Origin of the sequence: Pseudomonas sp. nanlin1 (assembly GCF_045571515.1) — a bacterium.
Lineage (GTDB): Bacteria > Pseudomonadota > Gammaproteobacteria > Pseudomonadales > Pseudomonadaceae > Aquipseudomonas.
Genome location: NZ_CP124218.1, coordinates 4,772,085 through 4,794,905 on the forward strand (window position 1 = coordinate 4,772,085; position 22,821 = coordinate 4,794,905).

23 protein-coding genes are annotated in these 22,821 nt (G+C 62.1%); 8 read left to right on the plus strand and 15 right to left on the minus strand.

Annotated features, from left to right (window positions below; all coding sequences use genetic code 11):
* Positions 1–121 precede the first annotated feature (121 nt).
* The 8 genes from QCL65_RS22080 to QCL65_RS22115 are packed head-to-tail and all read right to left on the minus strand — an operon-like array spanning position 122 to position 8,059.
* On the minus strand, positions 122–1,144 hold the full coding sequence (locus QCL65_RS22080; RefSeq protein ID WP_407312599.1) for a septal ring lytic transglycosylase RlpA family protein: 1,023 nt from the start codon (positions 1,142–1,144) through the stop codon (positions 122–124).
* Positions 1,144–2,154, minus strand: a complete 1,011-nt coding sequence (mltB, locus tag QCL65_RS22085; protein ID WP_407312601.1) for a lytic murein transglycosylase B — start codon at positions 2,152–2,154, stop codon at positions 1,144–1,146. The genes QCL65_RS22080 and mltB overlap by 1 nt, the downstream gene beginning before the upstream one ends.
* A 17-nt stretch (positions 2,155–2,171) precedes the next feature.
* A complete protein-coding gene (gene rodA / locus QCL65_RS22090; protein ID WP_407316985.1) occupies positions 2,172–3,275 on the minus strand; it encodes a rod shape-determining protein RodA in 1,104 nt (367 codons plus the stop codon).
* Between the two features lie 31 nt (positions 3,276–3,306).
* The gene (gene mrdA / locus QCL65_RS22095) at positions 3,307–5,202 is read right to left on the minus strand and encodes a penicillin-binding protein 2 (RefSeq protein WP_407312603.1); all 1,896 of its coding nucleotides are present in this window, start codon (positions 5,200–5,202) and stop codon (positions 3,307–3,309) included.
* A 15-nt stretch (positions 5,203–5,217) separates the two neighbouring features.
* Positions 5,218–5,685: a 23S rRNA (pseudouridine(1915)-N(3))-methyltransferase RlmH gene (gene rlmH / locus QCL65_RS22100; RefSeq protein ID WP_407312605.1), complete on the minus strand. Its 468-nt coding sequence runs from the start codon at positions 5,683–5,685 to the stop codon at positions 5,218–5,220.
* A 9-nt stretch (positions 5,686–5,694) separates the two neighbouring features.
* Entirely contained in the window at positions 5,695–6,081 is a 387-nt protein-coding gene (gene rsfS / locus QCL65_RS22105; protein ID WP_407312607.1) for a ribosome silencing factor, read from the minus strand.
* A gap of 16 nt (positions 6,082–6,097) precedes the next feature.
* Complete coding sequence (nadD, locus tag QCL65_RS22110) at positions 6,098–6,739, minus strand: nicotinate-nucleotide adenylyltransferase (RefSeq protein WP_407316987.1); 642 nt, start codon at positions 6,737–6,739, stop codon at positions 6,098–6,100.
* Between the two features lie 48 nt (positions 6,740–6,787).
* On the minus strand, positions 6,788–8,059 hold the full coding sequence (locus QCL65_RS22115) for a glutamate-5-semialdehyde dehydrogenase (protein WP_407312610.1): 1,272 nt from the start codon (positions 8,057–8,059) through the stop codon (positions 6,788–6,790).
* Between the two features lie 174 nt (positions 8,060–8,233).
* Here QCL65_RS22115 and QCL65_RS22120 point away from each other — a divergent pair, with 174 nt between their 5' ends.
* A complete protein-coding gene (locus tag QCL65_RS22120) occupies positions 8,234–8,953 on the plus strand; it encodes a DNA-3-methyladenine glycosylase (protein WP_407312612.1) in 720 nt (239 codons plus the stop codon).
* Complete coding sequence (locus QCL65_RS22125) at positions 8,929–10,245, plus strand: bifunctional DedA family/phosphatase PAP2 family protein (protein ID WP_407312614.1); 1,317 nt, start codon at positions 8,929–8,931, stop codon at positions 10,243–10,245. The genes QCL65_RS22120 and QCL65_RS22125 overlap by 25 nt, the downstream gene beginning before the upstream one ends.
* A gap of 36 nt (positions 10,246–10,281) precedes the next feature.
* Here QCL65_RS22125 and QCL65_RS22130 read toward each other — a convergent pair whose 3' ends face one another.
* The 3 genes from QCL65_RS22130 to QCL65_RS22140 are packed head-to-tail and all read right to left on the minus strand — an operon-like array spanning position 10,282 to position 11,957.
* On the minus strand, positions 10,282–10,872 hold the full coding sequence (locus tag QCL65_RS22130) for an LON peptidase substrate-binding domain-containing protein (protein WP_407312616.1): 591 nt from the start codon (positions 10,870–10,872) through the stop codon (positions 10,282–10,284).
* A 9-nt stretch (positions 10,873–10,881) separates the two neighbouring features.
* The gene (locus QCL65_RS22135; protein ID WP_407312618.1) at positions 10,882–11,598 is read right to left on the minus strand and encodes an LrgB family protein; all 717 of its coding nucleotides are present in this window, start codon (positions 11,596–11,598) and stop codon (positions 10,882–10,884) included.
* Positions 11,595–11,957, minus strand: a complete 363-nt coding sequence (locus QCL65_RS22140) for a CidA/LrgA family protein (RefSeq protein ID WP_407312620.1) — start codon at positions 11,955–11,957, stop codon at positions 11,595–11,597. Before QCL65_RS22140 ends, QCL65_RS22135 begins: the two co-directional genes overlap by 4 nt.
* 143 nt (positions 11,958–12,100) lie before the next feature.
* On the opposite strand from QCL65_RS22140, the gene QCL65_RS22145 reads away from it, so the two are divergent.
* The 3 genes from QCL65_RS22145 to QCL65_RS22155 all read left to right on the plus strand — a co-directional run bounded on the left by QCL65_RS22145 (position 12,101) and on the right by QCL65_RS22155 (position 15,023).
* Positions 12,101–12,559, plus strand: a complete 459-nt coding sequence (locus tag QCL65_RS22145; protein ID WP_407312622.1) for a MaoC family dehydratase — start codon at positions 12,101–12,103, stop codon at positions 12,557–12,559.
* 76 nt (positions 12,560–12,635) lie between these two features.
* Positions 12,636–14,354: a C13 family peptidase gene (locus QCL65_RS22150; RefSeq protein ID WP_407312624.1), complete on the plus strand. Its 1,719-nt coding sequence runs from the start codon at positions 12,636–12,638 to the stop codon at positions 14,352–14,354.
* Between the two features lie 27 nt (positions 14,355–14,381).
* Positions 14,382–15,023, plus strand: coding sequence for an oxidoreductase (locus QCL65_RS22155; RefSeq protein ID WP_407312625.1), 642 nt, complete (start codon positions 14,382–14,384; stop codon positions 15,021–15,023).
* Between the two features lie 3 nt (positions 15,024–15,026).
* Here QCL65_RS22155 and QCL65_RS22160 read toward each other — a convergent pair whose 3' ends face one another.
* The 4 genes from QCL65_RS22160 to QCL65_RS22175 form a co-directional block, all read right to left on the minus strand.
* On the minus strand, positions 15,027–15,314 hold the full coding sequence (locus QCL65_RS22160; protein ID WP_407312627.1) for a YceK/YidQ family lipoprotein: 288 nt from the start codon (positions 15,312–15,314) through the stop codon (positions 15,027–15,029).
* Complete coding sequence (gene ubiX, locus QCL65_RS22165; RefSeq protein WP_407312629.1) at positions 15,307–15,936, minus strand: flavin prenyltransferase UbiX; 630 nt, start codon at positions 15,934–15,936, stop codon at positions 15,307–15,309. Before ubiX ends, QCL65_RS22160 begins: the two co-directional genes overlap by 8 nt.
* Positions 15,933–17,282 (minus strand): UDP-N-acetylmuramate:L-alanyl-gamma-D-glutamyl-meso-diaminopimelate ligase, encoded by a 1,350-nt coding sequence (mpl, locus tag QCL65_RS22170; RefSeq protein WP_407312631.1) that lies wholly within the window; start codon positions 17,280–17,282, stop codon positions 15,933–15,935. Before mpl ends, ubiX begins: the two co-directional genes overlap by 4 nt.
* A 136-nt stretch (positions 17,283–17,418) precedes the next feature.
* Complete coding sequence (locus tag QCL65_RS22175; RefSeq protein ID WP_407312633.1) at positions 17,419–19,347, minus strand: sigma-54-dependent Fis family transcriptional regulator; 1,929 nt, start codon at positions 19,345–19,347, stop codon at positions 17,419–17,421.
* Between the two features lie 265 nt (positions 19,348–19,612).
* Between QCL65_RS22175 and QCL65_RS22180 the strand changes: the two genes are divergently transcribed.
* The 3 genes from QCL65_RS22180 (at position 19,613) to QCL65_RS22190 (ending at position 22,744) form a co-directional block, all read left to right on the plus strand.
* Positions 19,613–21,133 carry an aldehyde dehydrogenase family protein gene (locus QCL65_RS22180; protein ID WP_407312635.1) on the plus strand — a complete coding sequence of 507 codons (1,521 nt, stop codon included), beginning with the start codon at positions 19,613–19,615 and terminating at the stop codon, positions 21,131–21,133.
* Positions 21,134–21,277: 144 nt separating this feature from the next.
* A complete protein-coding gene (locus tag QCL65_RS22185) occupies positions 21,278–21,925 on the plus strand; it encodes a DedA family protein (protein ID WP_407312637.1) in 648 nt (215 codons plus the stop codon).
* Positions 21,926–21,931: 6 nt separating this feature from the next.
* Positions 21,932–22,744 carry a zinc-dependent peptidase gene (locus QCL65_RS22190; RefSeq protein ID WP_407312639.1) on the plus strand — a complete coding sequence of 271 codons (813 nt, stop codon included), beginning with the start codon at positions 21,932–21,934 and terminating at the stop codon, positions 22,742–22,744.
* The last annotated feature ends 77 nt before the right edge of the window (positions 22,745–22,821 follow it).

Below are 22,821 nucleotides of genomic sequence, written 5' to 3' on the forward strand. Positions count from 1 at the left end.
CGGGTTCCGGACAGCTAAGGCCCGGCAGGCAAACCCGCCCTTGTATCGGGCGGTGAATGTTACAGGCTGATGCGCCAGGCACCAACCCACAACGCCTCCGGCCGCGACCAGAGGCGAATAATCAGTCCAGGGTGACCATTTTCGGTTGGCCCAGATTAGCCAAGCGAACGCTGTCCTGGACCTGTTGCGCCTCGACCGGGGTGTTCATCGGGCCAAGGCGTACGCGATACAGCGTTTGCTGATTAAGCACTACCGGGCTGGTAAACGCCGGTGCCCGTACCATGGTGCTCAGTTTCGACCTCAACAGCTCCGCAGCGTCCGGGTTGGCGAACGCTCCCACCTGGAGATACAGGCCAGACACTCCCGCAGAAGCGTTTTTTTTTGCGTCCACCCGCGCCTGTACGGGCACCACAGGCGGCGCGTGCTGCTGAACCGGAGGGGTGTATTGTTCGATGGCGCCGGTGTTTGGCGTGAACGCCGGGCGCGCTTGAGCGACCTGGGGCTGGTTGAGCACCATCGGCGCCGGCTGGCCGCGTTGGGCCCACCACTCCTGAGGGTCGATGCCTTCTACGCGCACTCGCGCGGTGCCGCTTTCGGCGTAACCAAGCTTTTTCGCAGCCGCATAGGAAAGGTCGATGATGCGGTCGGAATAGAACGGCCCGCGGTCGTTGACCCGCAGGATCACGCTGCGATTGTTGTCCAGGTTGGTGACCCGCACATACGCCGGCAGCGGTAATGTTTTATGGGCAGCGCTCATGCCGTACAGGTCATAGACCTCGCCATTGGCGGTGTTCTGGCCATGAAATTTGGTGCCGTACCAGGACGCCGTGCCGGTGGCCACGTAACGCTTGGAATCACCCAGGGGGAAGTAGGTCTTGCCCAGCACCGTATAAGGGTTGGCCTTATAGGGGCCGGTGTGCAAGGTGGGCACTGCGTCGGGAATCTTCGACACGTCGACGTCCCACCACGGCGCACCGTCCTTGTGTGCACGGTTGATATCCAGCCCCGGCATCGCCCGCACCGTATTGCCCTGCTGGGCCGGTGCCGAGGTACGGCTGCTGGTGGAAGAGCAACTCGCTACCATCAAGCCCAGGGCGAGGTAGCCCATGAGCCGTAGAGGAGTGCCAATGGTGATTGCCCGCATTACTTGTCGCCCCGTGCTTTTGCCAGCTCGTCCGACAGCTGATGTACGGCCATGGCGTACATCACACTGCGGTTGTAGCGAGTGATTGCGTAAAAATTCTTCAGACCCATCCAGTATTCCGCGCCGTTGGCGCCTTCCAGGCGAAAAGCCGTGACCGGCAGGTCGTCGCGCAGCGCATCATGACTCGACCAGCCCAGCCCCCGCAACTCCCCCACCGTTTTCACGGGATCGATACCGGGGCTGAGGCCTTGGTCGACTTGCTCGCCGCGCACCGAAGCCCGGCTGACCACGGGCTCGCCGGCCACCCAGCCGTGACGCTTGAAATAGCTGGCAACACTCCCGATGGCGTCGTCCGCATCGGTCCAGATATTGATGTGCCCATCGCCGTCGAAATCCACGGCATAGGCGCGGAAGCTGCTGGGCATGAACTGAGGCAACCCCATGGCCCCAGCGTAAGAGCCTTTTAGGGTCATGGGGTCAATCTGCTCCTCGCGGGCCAGCAAGAGAAACTCGCGCAGCTCTTTGCGGAAGAACTCGGCCCTCGGCGGGTAATCGAAGCCCAGGGTCGACAACGCGTCGATCACTCGATAATTACCGGTGTTGCGGCCAAAGAAGGTTTCGACACCAATGATCGCGACGATCACCTGGGCCGGTACGCCGTATTCCTGCTCGGCACGGGCCAGGGCCGCTTCATGCTGACGCCAGAAATCGACACCCCTGGCGATGCGCGCATCGGTGATAAACATGGGGCGATATTCGCTCCATGGCTTTACCCGCTCGGCTGGGCGTGAAATCGCATCGAGGATGGCTTGCTTGCGCTCGACTTCACGAAACAGGCCCATCAATTGCTCGCCGGCAAACCCATAATCACGGGTCATTTCGCCGACGAACTCGGCGACCTGCGGCGAACCGTCATAGTCGCCCGCCGCTGCCTGCTGCGACGCCCCCAGGATGCCCACCAGGCCGAACCACGGAATGTATCGAGCAGCCCAGTTACGCGTCACTTGCATGAAATTGGTCACCTTGATCAAACCTGTGCGATCCACTTGCGATGGGTATGGATCGACATTAATACCCCAAACGCTGACAACAGCGTCACGAGAGACGTCCCGCCATAACTAATGAAGGGCAGCGGCACGCCGACGACGGGCAACAGGCCACTGACCATACCGATATTGACGAAAACGTAAACAAAAAAAGTCATGGTCAAGCTGCCTGCCAGCAACTTGCCGAACAGGGTTTGCGCCTGTGCGGTGATCACCAGCCCGCGGCCGATCAGTAGCATGTAGATCAGCAGCAGCACGCAAATACCCACCAGGCCGAACTCCTCACCCAACACCGCGATGATGAAGTCGGTGTGGCTTTCGGGCAAGAAGTCCAGGTGCGACTGGGTGCCCAGCAACCAGCCCTTGCCAAACACGCCCCCAGAGCCGATCGCGGCTTTGGACTGAATGATGTTCCAGCCGGTGCCAAGCGGGTCGCTCTCGGGGTCGAGAAAGGTCAAGACCCGCTGCTTTTGATAGTCGTGCATCACGAAGAACCACATGGCTACCGCCACCGGCACGGTGGCCGCGAGCACGCTGACGATCCAGCGCCAGCGCAGGCCAGCCATGAACAACACGAATGCCCCCGAGGCCAGGATCAGCAAGGAAGTCCCCAGATCGGGTTGGCGCACGATCAACACGAAGGGTATACCGATCAACATCAGGCTGGCCCCCACGTGCTTGAGCTGCGGTGGCAGGGTGCGTTTGGCCAGGTACCAGGCAATGGTGGCGGGCATCAGGATCTTCATGAATTCCGACGGTTGGAAACGAATGACCCCCGGTATGTTGATCCAGCGCGTGGCGCCCATGGCGTTATGGCCCATCACGTCCACCACCACCAGCAGCAGCACTCCGGCCACATACCCGGCCGGCACCCAGCGTGCCATGAAGCGCGGCTCCAGTTGGGCGATGACGAACATCGAAATCAGGCCCAGGCCAAACGAACTCGCTTGCTTGATTAGCAGGTCCCAGTTCTTGCCGCTGGCCGAATAGAGAACGAACAGGCTGCCGGCCGCCAGGGTCAGGAGCAGAACCAGCAAGGGGCCATCGATATGAATGCGCTGCAGAAACGTGGCGCGCCGGCGCATCACATCCTCGCTGGAGAGGATGCGGTCGAAATTACTCTTCACGTGCGGTCTCCAAAGCGGGTGCGCCGGTGGCGTATTCGGGTTTGATCCGACCATTGGCGTCCAGCAACCAGGCGTCCATGATCTGGCGCACCACCGGCGCGGCGACTCCGGAGCCGGACTCGCCGTTCTCCACCATCACCGACACGACTATTTTCGGGTTGTCGGCCGGGGCGAAGCCCACGAACAAGGCGTGGTCGCGGTGGCGTTCCTGCACTTTGGAGCGGTCGTACTTCTCGCCCTGCTTGATCGCTACCACCTGAGCCGTACCGCTTTTGCCGGCAATTCGGTACTGGGCGCCAATCGCCGCCTTGCGCGCGGTGCCGCGGGCGCCTTGCATCACTTGCTCCATGCCGTGGGTCACACGGCCCCAGTCCGCGGGGTTGCGCAGCAGAATGTCAGGCATCGGGTTGTCATCCACCGGCGGCAGGCCTTCGATGGTTCGGGCCAGGCGCGGGCGGTTCCATTTGCCTTTGTTGGCCACCAGAGCAGTGGCCTGGGCCAATTGCAGGGGGGTTGCCTGCATGTAGCCTTGGCCGATCCCCAGGATCAAGGTTTCGCCGGGGAACCAGGCCTGGCGGCGAGTCGCCCGCTTCCATTCACGGGAAGGCATTAACCCAGGCGACTCTTCGAACATATCCAGCGAGACTTTCTGGCCGATGCCGAAACGGTTCATGTAGGAGGCCAATTTGTCGATCCCCAGCTTGTGCGCCAGGTCGTAAAAATAGGTGTCATTGGAGCGCATAATTGCGGTGTCCAGGTCGACCCAACCGTCACCCGTGCGGTTCCAGTTGCGGTATTTGTGGTCATAGTTGGGCAACTGGTAGAAACCCGGGTCGAAAACGCGGCTGGAGGAGGTGACCACGCCACTGTCGAGACCGGCCACGGCCACCGCCGGCTTAATGGTCGAACCCGGTGGGTAAAGCCCACGCAGCACTCGGTTGAACAGCGGGCGGTCGATGGAATCGCGCAATTCGGCGTAGGCCTTGAAGCTGATGCCGGTCACGAACAGGTTAGGGTCGAAGCTGGGCTGGCTGACCATCGCCAGCACTTCGCCCGTGGCCGGGTCGAGCGCCACGATTGCCCCACGCCGCCCACCGAGCGCCGCCTCGGCGGCCTCTTGCAGTTTGATGTCCAGGCTCAACACGATGTCTTTGCCCGGCAGCGGGTCGGTACGCTTGAGTACGCGCAACACGCGGCCGCGAGCATTGGTCTCGACTTCTTCGTAGCCCACCTTGCCATGCAGCTCTGCTTCGTAGAAACGCTCGATACCGGTCTTGCCGATATGGTGCGTACCGCTGTAGTCCACCGGGTCCAGGGTCTTCAGTTCGCGCTCGTTGATACGCCCGACATAGCCCACCGAATGGGCGAAATGCGCGCCCTGGGGGTAATGCCGTACCAATTGGGCGACCACCTCTACCCCCGGCAGGCGGAATTGATTCACCGCTACCCGGGCGATCTGTTCTTCGCTCAGCTCGAACAGAATAGGCACCGGCTCGAATGGCCGGCGCCCTTGGCGCATGCGCTTCTCGAAGAGCGCGCGATCATCGGCGGTGAGCTGCAGCACTTCGACGATGACATCCAGCACCTGTTGCCAATCACCGGAACGCTCGCGGGTCATGCTCAGACTGAAGCTGGGCCGGTTGTCGGCCACCAACACGCCGTTGCGGTCGAAAATCAGGCCGCGGGTAGGCGGCACCGGCTGCACGTGCACCCGATTGTTTTCCGACAGCGTAGAGTGATAGTCGTATTGGATGACTTGCAGAAAATACAGCCGCGCCACCAACACACAGACCAGCAACAACACCGCGACAGCACCGAACACGACGCGGCTGCGCACCAGGCTGGCGTCCTTTTCGTGGTCCTTGAGGCGGATCGGCTGAGACATCGGCAGGCTTACGGATTATTTGTGATAAGGGTGCCCGGACAGAACCGTCCAGGCGCGATACATCTGCTCACCGATCAAGATCCGAACCAGCGGGTGCGGCAATGTCAAAGGCGACAGCGACCAACGTTGCTCGCTACGCGCACAGACTTCCGGCGCCAGGCCCTCGGGGCCCCCGACCATCAGATTGACCGTACGCGCGTCGAGCCGCCAGCGGTCCAGCTCGGCCGCCAACTGCTCGGTGCTCCAGGGTTTGCCCTGCACCTCCAGCGTGACGATGCGCTCGCCGGGTTGCACCTTGGCCAACATGGCCTCGCCCTCCTGACGGATCAACCGCGCCACGTCGGCATTTTTGCCACGGGTGTTCAACGGTATTTCCACCAGGTCCAGGGACAGCTCGGCGGGCAAGCGCTTGGCGTATTCGTGCCAACCCTCTTCTACCCATTTGGGCATGCGCGAGCCTACCGCGATCAAACGCAGACGCATGGCCGGCGCTTATTCGTGGCCGGGGGTGTGGTGCGCAGCGCTGGCAGCGCGGCTTTGCTCGGCGCCCTGCCACAGGCGCTCCAGGTCATAGAACTGGCGGGCAGCGGCCGTCATCATGTGGACGACTACGGTGTCCATGTCCAACAACACCCAGTCGCTGTCGCCACGGCCTTCTTCGCCCAATGGCTTGACGCCCTTGGCCTTGACCAGCTCGCGGACTTTTTCCAGCATCGCATTGATCTGGCGATTGGAAGTACCGGTGCCAATGACCATGTAATCGGTAATGGTGTTTTTGTCACGTACATCCATGACCTGGATGTCTTGGGCCTTGACGTCCTCAAGACCGGCCTTGGCCAGTTCGAGCAGTTCTTCGGTGGTGATAGCTTGGTTTGTCATATAAAACTCATTCAGTTCAATTGGACCCACGGTACAGCCCGTGCGCCTCGATATAGGCCAGTACCGCGTCAGGCACCAGGAAACGTACCGACTTCCCGCTGGCCAGCAGGTGGCGGATCTGGGTAGCCGACACCGCCAGGGGTGTCTGCCAGACAAAGGTAATCTGCCCGCCAGGCCCCTTGAGGCTCTGCGGGTCGCTGACCGAACGCGCAGCCAGTAGGTCGCGCAAGGCTTCCCCTGGTTCGCTGTTCGCGTCAGGTCGTTGCAGCACGAGGATATGGCAGTGCAGCAGCAGCTCTTCCCAACGGTGCCAGGAAGGCAGGCCACAAAACGCATCCCAGCCTAACAACAGTATCAACTGGTCCTGTGCGGCCAACTCGGCCCGCATCGATTCCAGCGTATCAATGGTGTAAGAGGGTTGCCCGCGGGACAGCTCGCGGGCATCCACCTTCAGTATGGGCAAACCCAACACCGCTTGCTCGACCATCGCCAAGCGATCCTGCGCCGCCACACTAGGCGCATCGCGGTGCGGTGGACGGCCGTTCGGCACCAGCCTTAGCTCATCCAGAGCCAGGGTTTCGGCCACCTCCAGCGCACCCCGTAGGTGGCCGATGTGCACCGGGTCGAACGTGCCACCCAACACACCGATGCGGCGCAAGGTGACAGGTTCGGCGGCGTGTGTACCCAACGGGTTCAGCTCGCCCAATCAGGCGGGCTCCTGGCCACGCAACTGGCCGTCGCCGATCACCACGTATTTCTCGCAGGTCAGGCCTTCGAGACCTACGGGGCCACGGGCATGCAGTTTATCGGTGGAAATACCGATCTCGGCGCCCAGCCCATACTCGAAACCGTCGGCGAAACAGGTAGGGGCGTTGAGCATGACCGAAGCGGAGTCCACTTCAGCCATGAACCGCCGGGCCTGGCCCTGGTGCTCGGTGACGATCGCGTCGGTATGGTGGGAACCGTAGTGATTGATGTGTTCAATGGCCTGGTCCAGCCCGTCGACCACGCGGATCGACAGGATCGCCGCCAAGTATTCGGTCTGCCAGTCTTGCTCGGTGGCAGGTATGGCACTGATGACATCACGGGTGCGCGCACAACCACGCAGCTCGACGCCTTTTTCGCGCAGCTGCGCGGCCATGGGCGGCAAAAACTCGCGGGCGACCGCTTGGTCGACCAACAGCGTTTCCATGGCCCCACAGATACCGTAACGGTAGGTCTTGGCGTTGAAGGCGATACGTTGCGCCTTAGCCAGGTCGGCCGCCGCGTCGACATAGACGTGGCAGATACCGTCGAGGTGTTTGATGACCGGCACCCGCGCCTCGCGGCTAACGCGCTCGATCAGGTTGCGCCCGCCACGGGGCACGATGATGTCGACGTATTCGGGCATGGTGATCAGGGCCCCGACCGCTGCTCGGTCAGTGGTTTCCACCACCTGCACGACGGCAGCGGGCAAGCCCGCCTCGGCCAGGCCACGCTGAATGCAGATGGCAATGGCCCGGTTGGAATGAATCGCTTCGGAACCGCCGCGCAAGATGGTCGCGTTGCCCGACTTCAGGCACAGACTGGCAGCATCGATGGTCACATTGGGGCGTGACTCGTAAATGATGCCGACCACGCCCAGGGGCACACGCATCTTGCCCACCTGGATACCCGACGGCCGATAGCTCATGTCGCGGATCGCCCCGACCGGGTCGGCCAGGCTGGCCACCTGGCGCAGGCCGACGATCATGCCGTCGATGCGCGCCGGGGTCAGGGCCAGGCGCTCCAGCATTGCCGGCTCCAGGCCGTTGGCCCGAGCGGCCGCGAGGTCCTGCTCGTTGGCAGCGGCCAATTCGGAGCGGGCGTTGTCCAACGCATCGGCCGCCGCGCACAACGCGCGGTTTTTCTGCGCGGTACTGGCACGACCGATCACGCGAGAAGCCTCACGGGCTGCGCGACCCAAACGGTTCATGTAGTCAAGAACGGACTCAGTCATGGTCTCTATAGACTTGGCGAAGAGGAAAGCGGCTGATTATAGCCGTCGTGGTCGTTCACTAACAGCGGTGACGGGCGGATGGTCGCAATCACTCATCTAATAACTACGTTCAGCTGCGTTTCAGACAGAAATTGCTATGATTCGCCGCCCTGCACTTTCTTGACCGGAACGCCCATGCTTAGCCCGCCCTGGCCCGATGCCCGCCCTTTGCCCGACAGCTTCTTCGACCGGGACGCCCAAGTGCTCGCCCGCGAACTGCTGGGCAAGGTTATTCGCCATCGCCAAGGGCCCTACTGGCTGGCCGCGCGCATCATCGAGACCGAAGCCTACTACTGCGCCGAGAAGGGCAGCCACGCCTCCCTGGGTTATACGGAAAAACGTAAGGCGTTGTTTCTGGGGGGAGGCCACATCTACATGTATTACGCCCGTGGCGGCGACTCCCTGAACTTCAGTGCCCAGGGGCCGGGCAATGCCGTGCTGATCAAGTCGGCCTACCCTTGGAGCGATCGCCACAGCGACGCCAACAGCCTGGCGCAAATGCTTCTGAACAACCCCGACGCCAGCGGCCGGCCCCGCGCTGAAACGCGCTTATGCGCCGGGCAGACCCTGCTATGCCGGGCGTTAGGCCTGAAGGTGCCGCACTGGGATGCCCGCCGCTTCGACCCCCAGGCGCTGTTCGTCGACGACGTTGGCATTATCCCGAAACACATTATCCAGACCACGCGCCTCGGCATTCCCGCCGGGCGCGACGAACATTTGCCCTACCGCTTCGTCGACGCCGACTTCGCTCGCTATTGCACACGGAACCCCCAGCGACGCGGGCAAGTCGAAGGTCGCGACTACTTTCTGCTCACTCAAGGAACCCCAACATGGGCGAATGGCTCGACAGCCTGACCGGCTGGCTGTCCCTCAACCCGCAATGGCTAGGCGCGGCGATCTTCATCGTGGCCTGCATCGAGTGCCTGGCCATTGCCGGCATTATCGTGCCGGGAACCGTGGTGCTGTTCGGTGTTGCCGTACTGGCGGGCAGTGGCGCCTTGTCGCTATGGGAAACGTTACTGTTGGGGTATACGGGCGGGCTGTTGGGAGATGTCCTGTCTTACACCATTGGCCGACGCTTCCATCAGAATATTCGCAAGCTGCCCTTGGTGCGCACCCATCCCGAATGGATTAGCACCGCCGAGAATTATTTCGAACGCTACGGCATCGTCAGCCTGTTGATTGGCCGCTTTATCGGCCCGTTGCGGCCAATGCTGCCAATGGTCGCGGGCATGCTGAAAATGCCTGTGCCGCGCTTCATTGGTGTGAGCCTGGTTTCTGGGGCGGGCTGGGCCGTGGCCTACCTGCTGCCGGGGTGGGCCACCGGGGCCGCGATTCGCTTGCCACTGCCTGACGGCTTCTGGCCACAGGCCGCCGTGGTGGCAGGTGGCATTGCGGTGCTGATCGGGTTGAGCATCCATACCACCCTGCGCAGCCCTACCCGTGGCACCCGGCTGATCGCCGCCGCCAGTCTGGTGATGCTGGCCGGGCTGTTTTTTGGCTGGCCCTACCTGCAACAGTTCGACCAAGGCTTGATGACCCTGATCCAGGAAAACCGGCAACAGGCCGCCGACGGTTTCGTGGTGATGGTGACCCGCATGGGAGACTTCCACACCCAACTGCAAGCCGCTGTTTTGCTGACGGTTCTGCTGCTGATCACCCGGCAATGGCGCCAGGCCCTATTCGCCTGCGCAGTCACCGGGCTGACGGCAATCGCCAATGGCAGCCTGAAGTGGCTGTTCGCCCGGGCCCGCCCAGAAATCCTCGCCGAACCGCTCACCACTTACAGTATGCCCAGCGGCCATAGCTCGGCAGCGTTCGCGTTCTTTTTAGCCCTGGCGGTGCTGGCCGGCCGGGGCCAGCCGCCACGGATGCGCCTGACCTGGCTGTTGTTGGGCTGCTTGCCGGCGTTGTCGATCGCCCTGTCGCGGGTCTACCTGGGGGTGCACTGGCCCACCGACATTCTCGCCGGCGCCATGCTTGCCTGCACAGTCTGCGCGGCGGTGCTGTCGGTGGCCCAGTTGCAGCAACCGCTGCCGGGCATGCGCTTGCGGGTATGGGGCCTGGTGGCACCCGCCTGTGCGGCGCTGCTGATATTCCACGCCTTGAACGCGTTGCCAGACGCCTTGCTGCGCTACCAATATTGAGCGCAGGGGCGGCGCGCAGCCGCCCCCTGAACCGGCTTAAGCAAACATGTCGCCCTGTAATTCGTCTAGCAGTGTCTGGATCAGATCCAGGCGCTCGTCTGGGTCGTCGATGCCCAGCAATTGGACCTTGGCTTCATTGGAAAACGGCAGCAGGTAGGCCAACTGGTTAGCCAGGGCCGCCTGCCCGTGCACATCGGCCGCCATGTCCAACGATGCCACCATGGGGTGCTCGGCCAGCGCCTGCATCAGCGCCTGCAGGTCTTGGTGGTGGTCTTCCAGAGGTTGCTCGGCCAGGTCTTCGAGCCACTCGACTTGGCCAATGATCAATTGGTCCGCTTGCACCTCAGTGGTAATCACCTTAAAGCGCCGGCCACCTTTAACGCGGATGCCCAGCAAGCCGTTGTCCTGCTGCTGAAAGTCATACACCAACGCCTCGCAGCCGATCTGGGCGAACGCATCCGCTGCCACCCCAGCTTCCTCGCCGCTGTGCAGGCAGACCACGCCGAAGCCGCTGCCCTGCTTCATGCAGCGGCCGATCATGTCCAGGTAACGCGCTTCGAACAGCTGTAAGTCCAAGGTACAACCCGGAAACAGTACGGTATTAAGGGGGAACAGGGGCAGTGTCATGGGCACTCCTTAGACGAACAGACTAATAGCCAGCGGCAACAAAATAGCCGTGGCAACTCCCATCAGGCTCATGGCCAGGGCGGCGAAGGCGCCGGTTTCTTCGCTTTCCTGCAAGGCAACCGAGGTGCCTACTGCGTGGGCCGTGAGGCCTAGGGCCATACCTCGTGCCTCGGGCTCCTTTACCTTGAGCAGGTCGAGCAACGCCGGGCCGAAAATTCCACCGATGACGCCGGTCATCAACACGAACACCGCTGCCAGGGCCGCCACTCCGCCGATCTGCTCGGCCACCAGCATCGCAATCGGCGATGTGACTGACTTCGGTGCCATGGTCATGAGGATCATCTTGTCAGCGCCCAAGGCCCAGCCCAAGAGTAGACACACGCCCGTAGCAAATGTGCCGCCTATCAACAGTGTCAGCAGGACTGGCCAGAGTAATTGGCGGATGCGCCGCAAGTTCAGAAACAGCGGCACTGCCAAGGCCACCGTTGCCGGCCCCAACAGCACACCGAGTATTTCCGTGCTCTTGCGGTACTCGGCATAGCTCACCCCGCAGGCGATCAACACGCCGATGACCAGCAACATCGACATCAATACAGGCTGCAAGAACACCCAGCGCGTGCGCTCGTAACCGGCTAGCACCAATTGGTACGCGGCCAGGGTGATGCCAATGCCGAACAGGGGGTGATGAATGACCGCCAGCGCTGCGCCGTACCAATGCAGGCTCATTGCGGCGTACCGCGGCGGCGCTGACGCTGGATCAGGCGCTGCATCAAATAGCCGCAAAACATCACAGACAGCAGCACAGACACCACCAACGAACCGACGATTGCCCAGAAGTCCTGGGCAATCTCCGCAGCGAAGACCATCACGCCTACCGCTGGTGGCACTAACAGCAGGGGCAAGTAGCGCAGTAGGCTATTGGCCGCCTCGCTGATGGGCTTGGCCACCTCGCCGCGCCACATCAGGTAGGCGAGCAACAGCACAAAGCCAATGATCGGCCCGGGCAATACCGATAAAAACAAATGATTGAGGGCTGTGCCCAAGAGCTGGAACAACACCAACCAAGTCAAACCACGTAACAACATGAGAACCTCCAACGAACGCGCAGCGCCATTATAAACACCCGCACCTGATTTAACCGGCACTTGCTCCGTGTCTGGTCTACGCTCGAAGCCAGGCGTGCGCCAAGCTCACCCAGCCGCTGGCGCTCAACACGGAGCGTGACCCCATGCATCAAGTGCCCCTCGAGCAACTTCAGGACTACGTGGGCAAAGACCTGGGCCACTCAGAGTGGCTTACCATCGACCAAGCGCGCATCAATCTGTTTGCAGAGGCCACGGGCGACTTTCAGTTTATTCATGTCGACCCGATCAAAGCCGCCAAAACACCCTTCGGCGGTACCATTGCCCATGGTCTGCTCAGCCTCGCCCTAGTACCCAAACTCCTGGAAAACCTGCTGGTCGTGCCTGAAGGGCTCGATCGGGTAGTCAACTACGGGCTCGACAACCTGCGCTTTCTCAACCCGGTCAAGGTGGGCTCGCGGGTACGCCTGAGCGCCCGGCTGCTCAGCGCCCGGGAAAAATCGCCCGGCCAGTGGCTGCTGAGGGTCCAGACCACCTTACGCATCGAGGGCGAAGAAAAACCGGCCTTCACTGCCGAACAGCTCTCACTCTGCTTCATTGGTTAGGTAAAGGGGTCGAACGACTGTTTCACCCAGGCGCGTTGCGCGGCATACTCCCGCGATCAATTATCCGGACTTCGTCATGCGCCCACTGCTGCTCCTTGCCCTGACCCTGCTACTCGCCGCCTGCGGCGATGGCGAGCCATTGGCACCGCCCGATGCGCGCCTGCCGGACGGCGGGCGCTACCGTGGCGAGGTGGTCAATGGCCTGCTGCAAGGCAATGGCCGCGTGGACTACCCCAACGGCAGCTGGTATGCCGGGCAGTTCCAAGAGGGTCAATGGCAGGGGACCGGGGAGTGGCACGGGCCCGCCGGGGAGGTCTATCGCGGCCAGTTCAAGCAAGGGCTGTTTCACGGCCTGGGCAGCCTGAGCGCCCACGGCAGCCACTACAGCGGCGGGTTCAACATGGGCCGCCGTGAGGGAGAAGGCACCTTCAAAGACGCCACTAGCCGTTACCGGGGCGGCTTCAAGAACGACCAATACACTGGCGCAGGCCAACTCGAACTCGAAGATGGTAGCCAATACCAGGGCGTGTTCAGCCGTGGTAAAGCCAACGGCGAGGGCGTGCGCACCGAGGCGAACGGCAGCCAGTACAGCGGGACTTTCGTCAATGGCCTGCTGGAGGGCCATGGCACCTACAGCAGCGGTGACGGCGACCAATACATCGGTGATTTCCGTAACAATCAACTGCACGGCCGCGGCCGCTATGAAAACGCCGAAGGGGATGTCTGGATCGGCCAGTTTCGCAACGGCCAGTTAACCGGTAAAGGCGAGCTGTTCAGCAGCCAAGGGGGCCATTACCTGGGCGATTTCGTCGAATGGCACTTTTCTGGCCAGGGCCGCCTGGCGCTGGCCGACGGCAGCCAGTATGTCGGCGGCTTCAGCAACGACACCTACCAAGGCCGCGGCACCCTGACCAACGCGGATGGCAGCGTCCAGGCCGGCCAATGGAGCGCCGGCCAACGGGTGCGCGACCCACAGGGCAAGCTCTTGCCCGATACCCTCGAACTAGGCCTGCTGCGCCAAGGCCAACTGCTCGACGACGCGCTGGCCGCCGTGCCCCGCTCGTCCCCCGAGGTCGAGCTGTACAGCCTGAGCCTGGCTGGGGACGGCAAACAAAGCGTGTTCATGCGCGAAGCCGACTATGTCACGCGCATGCTCGGCAGCCGTTTCGGTGCCATCGGTAATATCACCCTGACCAACCATCGCGATCGCCTGGCCGACCGCCCGATGGCCAGTCGGGAAACCCTGTCCCGCGCTGTCAAAACCCTGGCCGAGCGCAGCGGGCCGGAAGACTTGGTGTTCATTTACCTGACCAGCCACGGCACCTCGGATCACCAACTGGTGCTGGACCAACCTCGGCTGCAACTCTCCGACCTCGCCGCCGACGAACTCGCCAGTGTGCTGGCGCCCCTTAAACAGCGCGACAAGATCATTGTGATTTCAGCCTGCTACTCGGGCGGTTTCATTCCCGCGCTCAAAGACGAGCGAACTTTGATCATGACGGCTTCGCGCGCCGACCGGGTGTCCTTTGGCTGCTCCGAAGAGGCCGATTTCACCTACTTCGGTGACGCCCTCTTCGCCCAGGCACTGAACGAAACCGACGATTTGCAGCAGGCATTCGAACTTGCCCGGCGTCATGTTGCCGAACGGGAAAGCAGCGACAACTATGGAGCCTCTGAGCCGCAACTTTGGGCACCTAAGGCCGTGTTAGCACACTGGAAACGTCTGCGTCAGACCCAGGCCAAACAGGCGTTACAAAGTGCATCGGCAGAGGCAAAAAGTGCTACCAGCCACTAAGCTGATAGCAATCAAGGGAGAGCCATCATGTACCTCACGCCGCAGCACATTCTGATAGCAGGCGCCACTGGCTTGACCGGCGAACACTTGCTCGATCGCCTGCTCAGCGAACGCACCGTCACCCGCGTATTGGCCCCGACCCGCCGCCCCCTCGCCGAACACCCCCATCTGGAAAACCCCGTGGGTGACCTGCGCGACCTGCTGCCCAGCCTCGATGGCCAGATCGACGTCGCCTATTGCTGCCTGGGCAGCACCATTAGGGAGGCAGGCTCCCAAGAAGCTTTTCGCCAGGTCGACCACGACCTCGTCGTGGCCTACGCTCAGCGCGCGCGTGAGCTGGGCACCCGGCACTTGATCGTGATCAGCGCCATCGCTGCTGATGCCGAATCGTCGATTTTCTACAACCGCGTCAAGGGCGAGACCGAACAGGCGTTGAGGGCGCAGAACTGGCCGCAGTTGACCATCGTTCGCCCGTCGATTCTGCTGGGTAATCGCCCCCAACCGCGCCTTAGCGAACAAATTGCCGGGCCTTTGTCGCGGCTGATCCCTGGCAAATACCATGGCATCGAAGCGTGCCAGTTGGCCCGGGCGCTGTGGCGCTTGGCATTGGAAGAGCAAGACGGCATTCGCGTGGTTGAATCGGATGAATTGCGCAAACTGGGCAAATAAGCCTTAAAAGCCGCCGCGGGCCTGAAAACCCACCCCTGCCGCTGTCAACAACGACAGCGGCAATAGCAATGTATCCAAGAGCATGCTGGCCGGTAGGTCCACCCACGGCCAGTCCGGTGCCTGAGCGCCGAACTTATCCAGCGGGCAGCAGCCACCTTCGATCGCATACCAATCCAGGCGCGCCCCGGCATAGACCACCGGGGCCCCCGGCTTGGCCGCATTGAGGGTACGCACACTCGCGCAGCCGGCCAATTGCAGCACCAGTAGCACGCAGACCAATGGTTTATTCATCGGCGCCGTAGTGGTGCTCGCCCCAGCGCGGCAGCATGTCCTGGGGAATATTGAGCAGGTTGAGGATCCGCGCGACGACGAAGTCAATCAGGTCATCGATGGTCTGGGGCTGATGGTAGAAGCCCGGCGCGGCCGGCAGAATCACAGCGCCCATCTGCGACAGCTTGAGCATGTTCTCCAGGTGAATGGTCGAAAACGGCGCCTCGCGCGGCACCAAAATCAACTGCCGCCGCTCTTTCAGGGTAACGTCCGCCGCGCGCTCGATCAGATTGTTACAAGCCCCCGTAGCAATCGCCGACAGCGTGCCTGTGGAGCACGGCACCACAACCATGGCACTGGGCGCGCCCGAACCCGACGCCACGGGCGACATCCAGTCCTCTTTGCCATACACCCTGATTTGCCCGGCCGTGGCCCCCGTGTACTCATTGAGAAAGGCTTGCATGGCCTGGGGCTTGGCCGGTAAGAGCACGTCGGTCTCGGTGGCCAACACCAACTGCGCAGCCTTGGAGATCAGAAAGTGCACTTCGCAATCTTCACGCACCAGGCAGTCCAGCAGGCGCAAGCCATACTGGGCACCAGACGCGCCGGTCATGGCCAGGGTGATGCGCTGCGCCCCGCTCATCGCAGGGCCTCGGCCAGCAAGCCATGCAGGCCACCAAAACCGCCGTTGCTCATGACCACCACGTGGGTGCCCGGCGCGGCAAGGCTTTTGACCCGGGCGATGATCGCCTCCAGGGAGTCGGCGACCAGGGTCGGCACCGTGCTGGGCGCCACGCTAGCGGCCAGGTCCCAGCCCAGGTTAGGCGGCGCGTACCAAATAACCTGGTCGGCGTCGCCGACACTGGCCGGCAGCCCATCACGGTGCGCGCCCAGTTTCATGGAGTTGGAGCGAGGCTCGATCACCGCGATCACCTGCGCCGACCCGACCTGTTTGCGCAGCCCATCCAGGGTGGTGGCGATGGCGGTGGGGTGGTGGGCGAAGTCGTCATAGATGGTCACCCCATTGACCTCGGCGACCCATTCCATGCGCCGCTTGACGCTTTTGAAAGCACAGAGCGCCTCAATGCCCAAGGACGCCACCACCCCCACATGGCGGGCGGCTGCCAGGGTGGCCAAGGCGTTCGCCACATTGTGCTGGCCGGTCATGCCCCACTCCACGACACCTTGCACCTCACCGGCAAACACCACCTCAAACCGAGAGCCGTCATCACTTAGCAAGCGCGCCTGCCATTGCCCCCCGGCGCCGGTGGTTTGTACCGGCGTCCAACAGCCCATGTCCACAACCCGCTGCAGAGCCACTTCGGCGGCTGGATGGATAATCAGCCCAGCGCTGGGAATGGTGCGCACCAAATGGTGGAACTGCCGTTCGATCGCCGCCAGGTCTGGGAAGATATCTGCATGATCGAACTCAAGATTGTTCAAGATCGCCGTACGCGGACGGTAGTGGACGAACTTGGAGCGCTTGTCGAAAAACGCGCTGTCGTATTCATCGGCCTCGACCACGAAAAACGGTGTATCGCCCAAGCGCGCCGACACGGCAAAGTTCTGCGGCACACCGCCGATCAAAAAGCCCGGGCTCATGCCGGCATGTTCCAGCACCCAGGCCAGCATGCTACTGGTGGTGGTCTTGCCATGGGTGCCCGCGACCGCCAGCACCCAGCGGCCTTGCAACACATGGTCGGCCAGCCATTGCGGGCCGGAGACGTAAGGCAAGCCCTGATTCAAAACGTATTCGACCGCAGGGTTGCCCCGTGACAGCGCGTTGCCAATCACCACCAGATCAGGCGCAGGTTGCAACTGTTCGGCGTCGTAGCCTTGGGTCAGTTCGATGCCCTGGGCCTGTAACTGGGTGCTCATGGGTGGATAAACGTTGGCATCGGAGCCGGTCACGCGGTGACCCAATGCTTTGGCAAGGACCGCCAATGACCCCATGAACGTACCGCAGATACCGAGAATATGAATATGCATGATTGACCTCGAAAAACATCGAGGCAGGTTAGCCCAGGGTAGGAAAAATCTCACGTTTTAAAACCGTAGGAAGGGCCTCGGCCCCGATCTTTTCGGCCCTACGCCGAATCCCAGCAGATTGCCGAAAACCGCGAGATCAAAAGATCGGGGGCGAGCCCCCTTCTACCTGGCGTTGCTTTTCGATACCGTGCTTGCGCAGTTTTCGGTACAGGGTGTTGCGGCTTACCCCCAGCACCTGCGCTACTTGAGTCATGTGCCAGCGCTGTTGCTCTAACACGGCCAACAGCGCAGTGCGCTCAGCGCTGTCCAGCGGGGCCGCGGTGGTCGGCTGGGTAGCCTGCGCCGTGCGGACGCACGCGGGAAGCTCATCGAGCTCGATCACCCCACCTTCGCAAAGGGCCGCCGCCGTGCGGATGACATTGCGCAACTGACGCACGTTGCCCGGCCAGGTGAACGCCAGCAAGGCCTGGCGAGCCGCCGGCGCGAGCGAAACCGCTTCGCCCTTGGCTTCTTCAGCCAGCATAAAATCCAGCAACTGCGCTTTGTCAGTGCGCTCGCGCAGCGCTGGCAGAGTGACTTCGAGGCCATTCAAACGGTAGTACAGGTCCTCGCGAAAACTTCCCGCTTCAACCCGCGCCAACAGGTTGCGGTGGGTCGCGCTGATGATGCGTACATCCAACGGCTGAGGCTCACCGCCCAGGGGCACCACCAGGCGGTCTTCCAATACGCGCAGCAAGCGCGTTTGCAAGGCCAGGGGCATGTCGCCGACTTCATCGAGCAGCAGGGTGCCGCCGTCGGCCTGCTGCAACTTGCCACGCATGCCCTCCTTGCGCGCCCCGGTAAAGCTGCCACCTCGGTAGCCGAACAGCTCGCTCTCGATCAGGCTTTCGGGAATCGATGCGCAATTGAGGGCCACGAACGGGCGCGCTGCGCGCTGGCTGGACAAGTGTACCGCCTTGGCGAAGGCCTCTTTGCCCGAGCCGGTCTCGCCACTGATCAGTAGTGGCACGTCGCGCTCGAAGACCCGCCCGGCGCGGCGCAAGCTTTCCACCAGGCGCGGGTCGCCAAAGCAGGCCAATTCTGTAGCCACTGGCGCCGCTGGAGTGAGCGCGAGCGGGCGGCGCGGGGTGATCACCGGTGGCCCCTGCAGCGAGGCAAACAGCGCTCGCCCATCCAGGGTGCGCAGCGGCCATGAGGCCGTCGCCTCAGGGCAGGCGCGGCTGAGCAACTCACTCAATGGGCAGTCCAGAAATGTCTCGAGCCGCTGCCCACACAGATGCTCGCGGGCGTGGCCCAGCAGGTTCAACGCGCTTTGATTGGCCGCCAGAATGCGCCCTTCGCCATCGAACGCCAGCAAGCCTTCGCTGAACAACCCCACGGACTCAGCCTGCAAGTGGAAGCGCAACAACCACTGGCTGGGGAAGGCGTCACGGAAAAAACGGCTCTCGATCATTTTCGCCGAGAGGTTGACCAACGTCATGGTATGAAACTGGCTCTGCCGGCTGACCTCCCGGGCCGACGAGACATCCAGCACCGCTAACAACTGGCCGTGGGGGTCGAAGACCGGGCTGGCGGAGCAGGTCAGATGAGTGTGGCGGCCGCGGAAATGTTCGCCCTGATGGATCGTCAACGGCTGGCGCTCCACCAGGCACGTACCAATGCCATTGGTGCCTTCACGGGCCTCGCTCCAGTCGGCCCCAAGCCACAGGCCGGCTTGTTCGAACACCCGCCGTTCGGCCGGCGCCGTGATGCAATTAAGGATCACCCCGCGCGTATCCGTGAGCAGCACGGCATGGCCGGCGCCTGAGAGCTGCTGGTGCAGGCTGTTCATCTCCGCCCCGGCCACGCGCAAGACGTGCCGCAAGCGTTCGCGGCTTTCCAGTAGGCGTTCGTGCTCGAGCACCGTGGGCGCCACCGCCAAGGCGGGGTCCAGATGATAGTCGTCGAGGCAGCGTAGCCACGAGCGAGCAATCGAGGGGTCGCTGCCGGGGCCGTAGGTGGGCAGGTTGCCCTGGGCGACGGTCAACACCTGCTGGGCGTGACGGCTGAGGTGGTTGCTGTGCACTGTTATTGTCCTCCACTGGAGTTGCGAAACAGCATCCTCCTCAGCGCCCGCGAATGCAACGGCCCAGGCCAGGGCGAAAAGCCGTTGCAAAAACGGTACAAACTGTCACACCGGTGTGTCATCCATGAACGGGCAGCCAGCCCTACGTAGGTGCCCTAGCTTGATCCGGCGCGGTTGCGGGGCAATGGCCCGGCCTTTGCTCTACGCTATATAGCACCGCCGCCGTGCGGCCTCCGAAAAAACATAAAACCCAGGAGAAGTCACCATGCGTTATGCACACCCCGGCACCGAAGGCGCCAAGATTTCTTTCAAGTCCAAATACGGTAACTACATCGGCGGCGAATTCGTCCCGCCGGTCAAGGGCCAATATTTCACCACGACATCACCCGTTAACGGCCAGCCCATCGCCGAGTTCCCGCGCTCCACCGCCGAAGACATCGATAAAGCCCTCGATGCCGCCCACGCCGCCGCTGACGCCTGGGGCGCCACCTCGGTGCAGGCGCGTTCGCTGGTGCTGCTGAAAATCGCCGACCGTATCGAATTGAACCTGGAAACCCTGGCCATCACTGAAACCTGGGACAACGGCAAAGCTATCCGTGAAACCCTCAACGCCGACATCCCCCTGGCCGCTGACCACTTCCGCTACTTCGCTGGTTGCCTGCGCGCCCAAGAAGGCAGTGCCGCCGAAATCGACGGCAACACTGTGGCGTATCACATCCATGAGCCCCTCGGCGTGGTCGGGCAGATCATCCCCTGGAACTTCCCGATTCTAATGGCCGCCTGGAAGCTCGCGCCGGCCCTGGCAGCAGGCAACTGCGTGGTGCTCAAGCCCGCCGAGCAGACGCCCCTGGGCATCACCGTGCTGATGGAACTGATCGGCGACCTGCTGCCACCAGGCGTACTAAACGTAGTGCAAGGGTTCGGTAAAGAAGCCGGCGAAGCCTTGGCCACCAGCAAGCGCATTGCCAAAATCGCCTTCACCGGCTCCACCCCAGTAGGCTCGCATATCATGAAATGCGCCGCCGAGAACATCATTCCCTCCACCGTGGAACTGGGCGGCAAATCGCCAAATATCTTCTTCGAAGACATCATGCAGGCCGAGCAAAGCTTTATCGAAAAAGCCGCTGAGGGCCTGGTGCTGGCATTCTTCAACCAGGGCGAAGTGTGCACCTGCCCTTCCCGAGCGCTGGTGCAGGAGTCCATCTACCCAGCGTTCATGAAAGAGGTCATGAAGAAAGTCGAGCAAATCAAGCGCGGCGACCCGTTGGACACGGACACCATGGTAGGTGCCCAGGCGTCCGAGCAACAATTCGACAAGATTCTGTCCTACCTGGAAATCGCCAAGCAGGAGGGTGCCGAGCTGCTGACTGGCGGTGAGGTGCATAAGCTTGAGGGCAACCTGGCCAGCGGCTATTACATTCAACCGACGCTGCTCAAAGGCAACAACAAGATGCGCGTGTTCCAGGAAGAGATCTTTGGCCCAGTGGTGAGCGTCACCACCTTCAAGGATGAAGCCGAAGCACTGGCCATTGCCAACGACACCGAGTTTGGCCTCGGCGCTGGCGTCTGGACCCGCGACATCAACCGCGCCTACCGTATGGGCCGGGGCATCAAAGCCGGTCGCGTATGGACCAACTGCTACCACCTGTACCCAGCCCATGCCGCGTTCGGTGGCTACAAAAAATCCGGCGTCGGCCGTGAAACCCACAAGATGATGCTCGACCACTACCAGCAAACCAAAAACCTGCTGGTGAGCTACGACGTCAACCCACTGGGCTTTTTCTAGGTTCTCTAACTAAAGCAATGGCGGCGCCCCAGAGTTGGGACGCCGCCAGGCCGATGCCCAACGGCTGATAAATCCCGACATACACACCACTCCCCGCAGGCGATCTAGCCCTATAATGGCCACCGCTCAATTCAGGTGCCATTCATGGACTTCAACCCGCTCGACCTAATTCTCCACCTCGACGTCTACCTTGACCTAATGGTCAACCAATACGGCCCCTGGATTTACGCCATCCTTTTTCTAGTGATCTTCTGTGAGACCGGCCTGATCGTCATGCCGTTTCTGCCGGGTGACTCTTTGCTGTTTATCGCCGGCGCCATCGCCGCGGGCGGTGGCATGGATCCTGTCTTGCTGGCCGGGCTACTGATGTTGGCGGCCATTCTCGGTGACAGCGTCAACTACCTGGTAGGCCGTACCTCAGGCGAGCGCTTGTTCAGCAACCCCGAGTCGAAAATTTTCCGCCGCGACTACCTGCTGCAAACCCAACAGTTCTACGCCCGCCACGGCGGTAAAACCGTCACCCTGGCGCGTTTTCTGCCGATCCTGCGCACCTTCGCCCCATTCGTGGCCGGTATCGGGCGCATGCACTATCCGCGCTTTTTGGGTTTCAGCGTGTTGGGCACTGTGCTTTGGGTGGGCGGGTTGGTCACCCTGGGCTATTTCTTCGGCAACGTGCCGATCATTAAGCAGAACCTTACCTTGCTGATCCTGGCAATCATCGGCCTGTCGTTGGTGCCCATGATCATCGGCGTGATCAAAACCCGTGGCCGCCGCATCACCCCGCCTCTGTAACAGGCTATGTGGTCCTTTAGCGCCTGGCGGCGCCAACGCACTCTGGCCAAGCACCCCATCAGCCCTGAACTGTGGCGCCAGGTCAAACACGACTTGGCCATCCTCGACGCGCTCAGCGCCGATGAAGAACAGCGCCTGCAAGACGGCTGCATCCTGTTTCTGCACAGCAAGCACCTCAGTTGCCTGCCTGGCGTAGAACTCGATGACCACGGCCGCCTGCTGCTGGCCGCCCAGGCGCAACTGCCGTTACTGCACCTGGAAGACTTGAACTGGTATCAGGGCTTCCACGAAATCGTGCTGTACGCCGATGACTTCCTCAGCCCCCAGCGCTACCGCGACGCCAGCGGCGTGGAACACCAATGGGACGGCGAGCACAGTGGCGAAGCCTGGCAGCAAGGGCCGGTCATTCTGGCGTGGTCGGGGGTGCTCGCCAGCGGCGGCTGGGAGGGCTACAACCTGGTGATCCACGAGCTGGCACATAAGCTCGACATGCTCAACGGCGACGCCAACGGCCTGCCACCCCTGCACAGCGATATGCGCGTCAGTGCCTGGGCCAGCGCCATGCAGCAAGCCTATGACGACCTGAACCGGCAGCTCGATGCCGACCCCGAAGCCGACACCGCCATCGACCCCTATGCCGCAGAAAACCCCGCCGAATTCTTCGCGGTCACCAGCGAATACTTTTTCAGCGCCCCAGACCTGTTACACGCGGCTTACCCGCAGGTCTACGCGCAACTCCAGGCGTTTTACCGGCAAGACCCACTGCGGCGCCTGAACCACCTGAAGCAGAACCATCCAGACTATCGCGGGTCCGACTAACGTCTGTGGGGCATACGTGGCAAGCCCCTCGGAATATGCCTATAATCGCGACCACTTTTCGTCCAAAACGGCCGCTT

Excerpts from the sequence above, each read along its gene's own strand:
- rodA (WP_407316985.1), bottom strand. The coding sequence starts at position 3,275 with ATGCGCCGGCGCGCCACGTTTCTGCAGCGCATTCATATCGATGGCCCC.
- QCL65_RS22190 (WP_407312639.1), top strand. The coding sequence starts at position 21,932 with ATGTGGTCCTTTAGCGCCTGGCGGCGCCAACGCACTCTGGCCAAGCAC.
- QCL65_RS22125 (WP_407312614.1), top strand. The coding sequence starts at position 8,929 with ATGGGCGAATGGCTCGACAGCCTGACCGGCTGGCTGTCCCTCAACCCG.
- QCL65_RS22140 (WP_407312620.1), bottom strand. The coding sequence starts at position 11,957 with ATGTTGTTACGTGGTTTGACTTGGTTGGTGTTGTTCCAGCTCTTGGGC.
- QCL65_RS22135 (WP_407312618.1), bottom strand. The coding sequence starts at position 11,598 with ATGAGCCTGCATTGGTACGGCGCAGCGCTGGCGGTCATTCATCACCCC.
- QCL65_RS22115 (WP_407312610.1), bottom strand. The coding sequence starts at position 8,059 with ATGACTGAGTCCGTTCTTGACTACATGAACCGTTTGGGTCGCGCAGCC.
- QCL65_RS22130 (WP_407312616.1), bottom strand. The coding sequence starts at position 10,872 with ATGACACTGCCCCTGTTCCCCCTTAATACCGTACTGTTTCCGGGTTGT.
- mpl (WP_407312631.1), bottom strand. The coding sequence starts at position 17,282 with ATGCATATTCATATTCTCGGTATCTGCGGTACGTTCATGGGGTCATTG.
- QCL65_RS22160 (WP_407312627.1), bottom strand. The coding sequence starts at position 15,314 with ATGAATAAACCATTGGTCTGCGTGCTACTGGTGCTGCAATTGGCCGGC.
- rlmH (WP_407312605.1), bottom strand. The coding sequence starts at position 5,685 with ATGCGTCTGCGTTTGATCGCGGTAGGCTCGCGCATGCCCAAATGGGTA.
- mrdA (WP_407312603.1), bottom strand. The coding sequence starts at position 5,202 with ATGTCTCAGCCGATCCGCCTCAAGGACCACGAAAAGGACGCCAGCCTG.
- QCL65_RS22155 (WP_407312625.1), top strand. The coding sequence starts at position 14,382 with ATGTACCTCACGCCGCAGCACATTCTGATAGCAGGCGCCACTGGCTTG.
- rsfS (WP_407312607.1), bottom strand. The coding sequence starts at position 6,081 with ATGACAAACCAAGCTATCACCACCGAAGAACTGCTCGAACTGGCCAAG.
- QCL65_RS22120 (WP_407312612.1), top strand. The coding sequence starts at position 8,234 with ATGCTTAGCCCGCCCTGGCCCGATGCCCGCCCTTTGCCCGACAGCTTC.
- QCL65_RS22180 (WP_407312635.1), top strand. The coding sequence starts at position 19,613 with ATGCGTTATGCACACCCCGGCACCGAAGGCGCCAAGATTTCTTTCAAG.
- ubiX (WP_407312629.1), bottom strand. The coding sequence starts at position 15,936 with ATGAGCGGGGCGCAGCGCATCACCCTGGCCATGACCGGCGCGTCTGGT.
- QCL65_RS22080 (WP_407312599.1), bottom strand. The coding sequence starts at position 1,144 with ATGCGGGCAATCACCATTGGCACTCCTCTACGGCTCATGGGCTACCTC.
- QCL65_RS22185 (WP_407312637.1), top strand. The coding sequence starts at position 21,278 with ATGGACTTCAACCCGCTCGACCTAATTCTCCACCTCGACGTCTACCTT.
- mltB (WP_407312601.1), bottom strand. The coding sequence starts at position 2,154 with ATGCAAGTGACGCGTAACTGGGCTGCTCGATACATTCCGTGGTTCGGC.
- QCL65_RS22150 (WP_407312624.1), top strand. The coding sequence starts at position 12,636 with ATGCGCCCACTGCTGCTCCTTGCCCTGACCCTGCTACTCGCCGCCTGC.
- QCL65_RS22145 (WP_407312622.1), top strand. The coding sequence starts at position 12,101 with ATGCATCAAGTGCCCCTCGAGCAACTTCAGGACTACGTGGGCAAAGAC.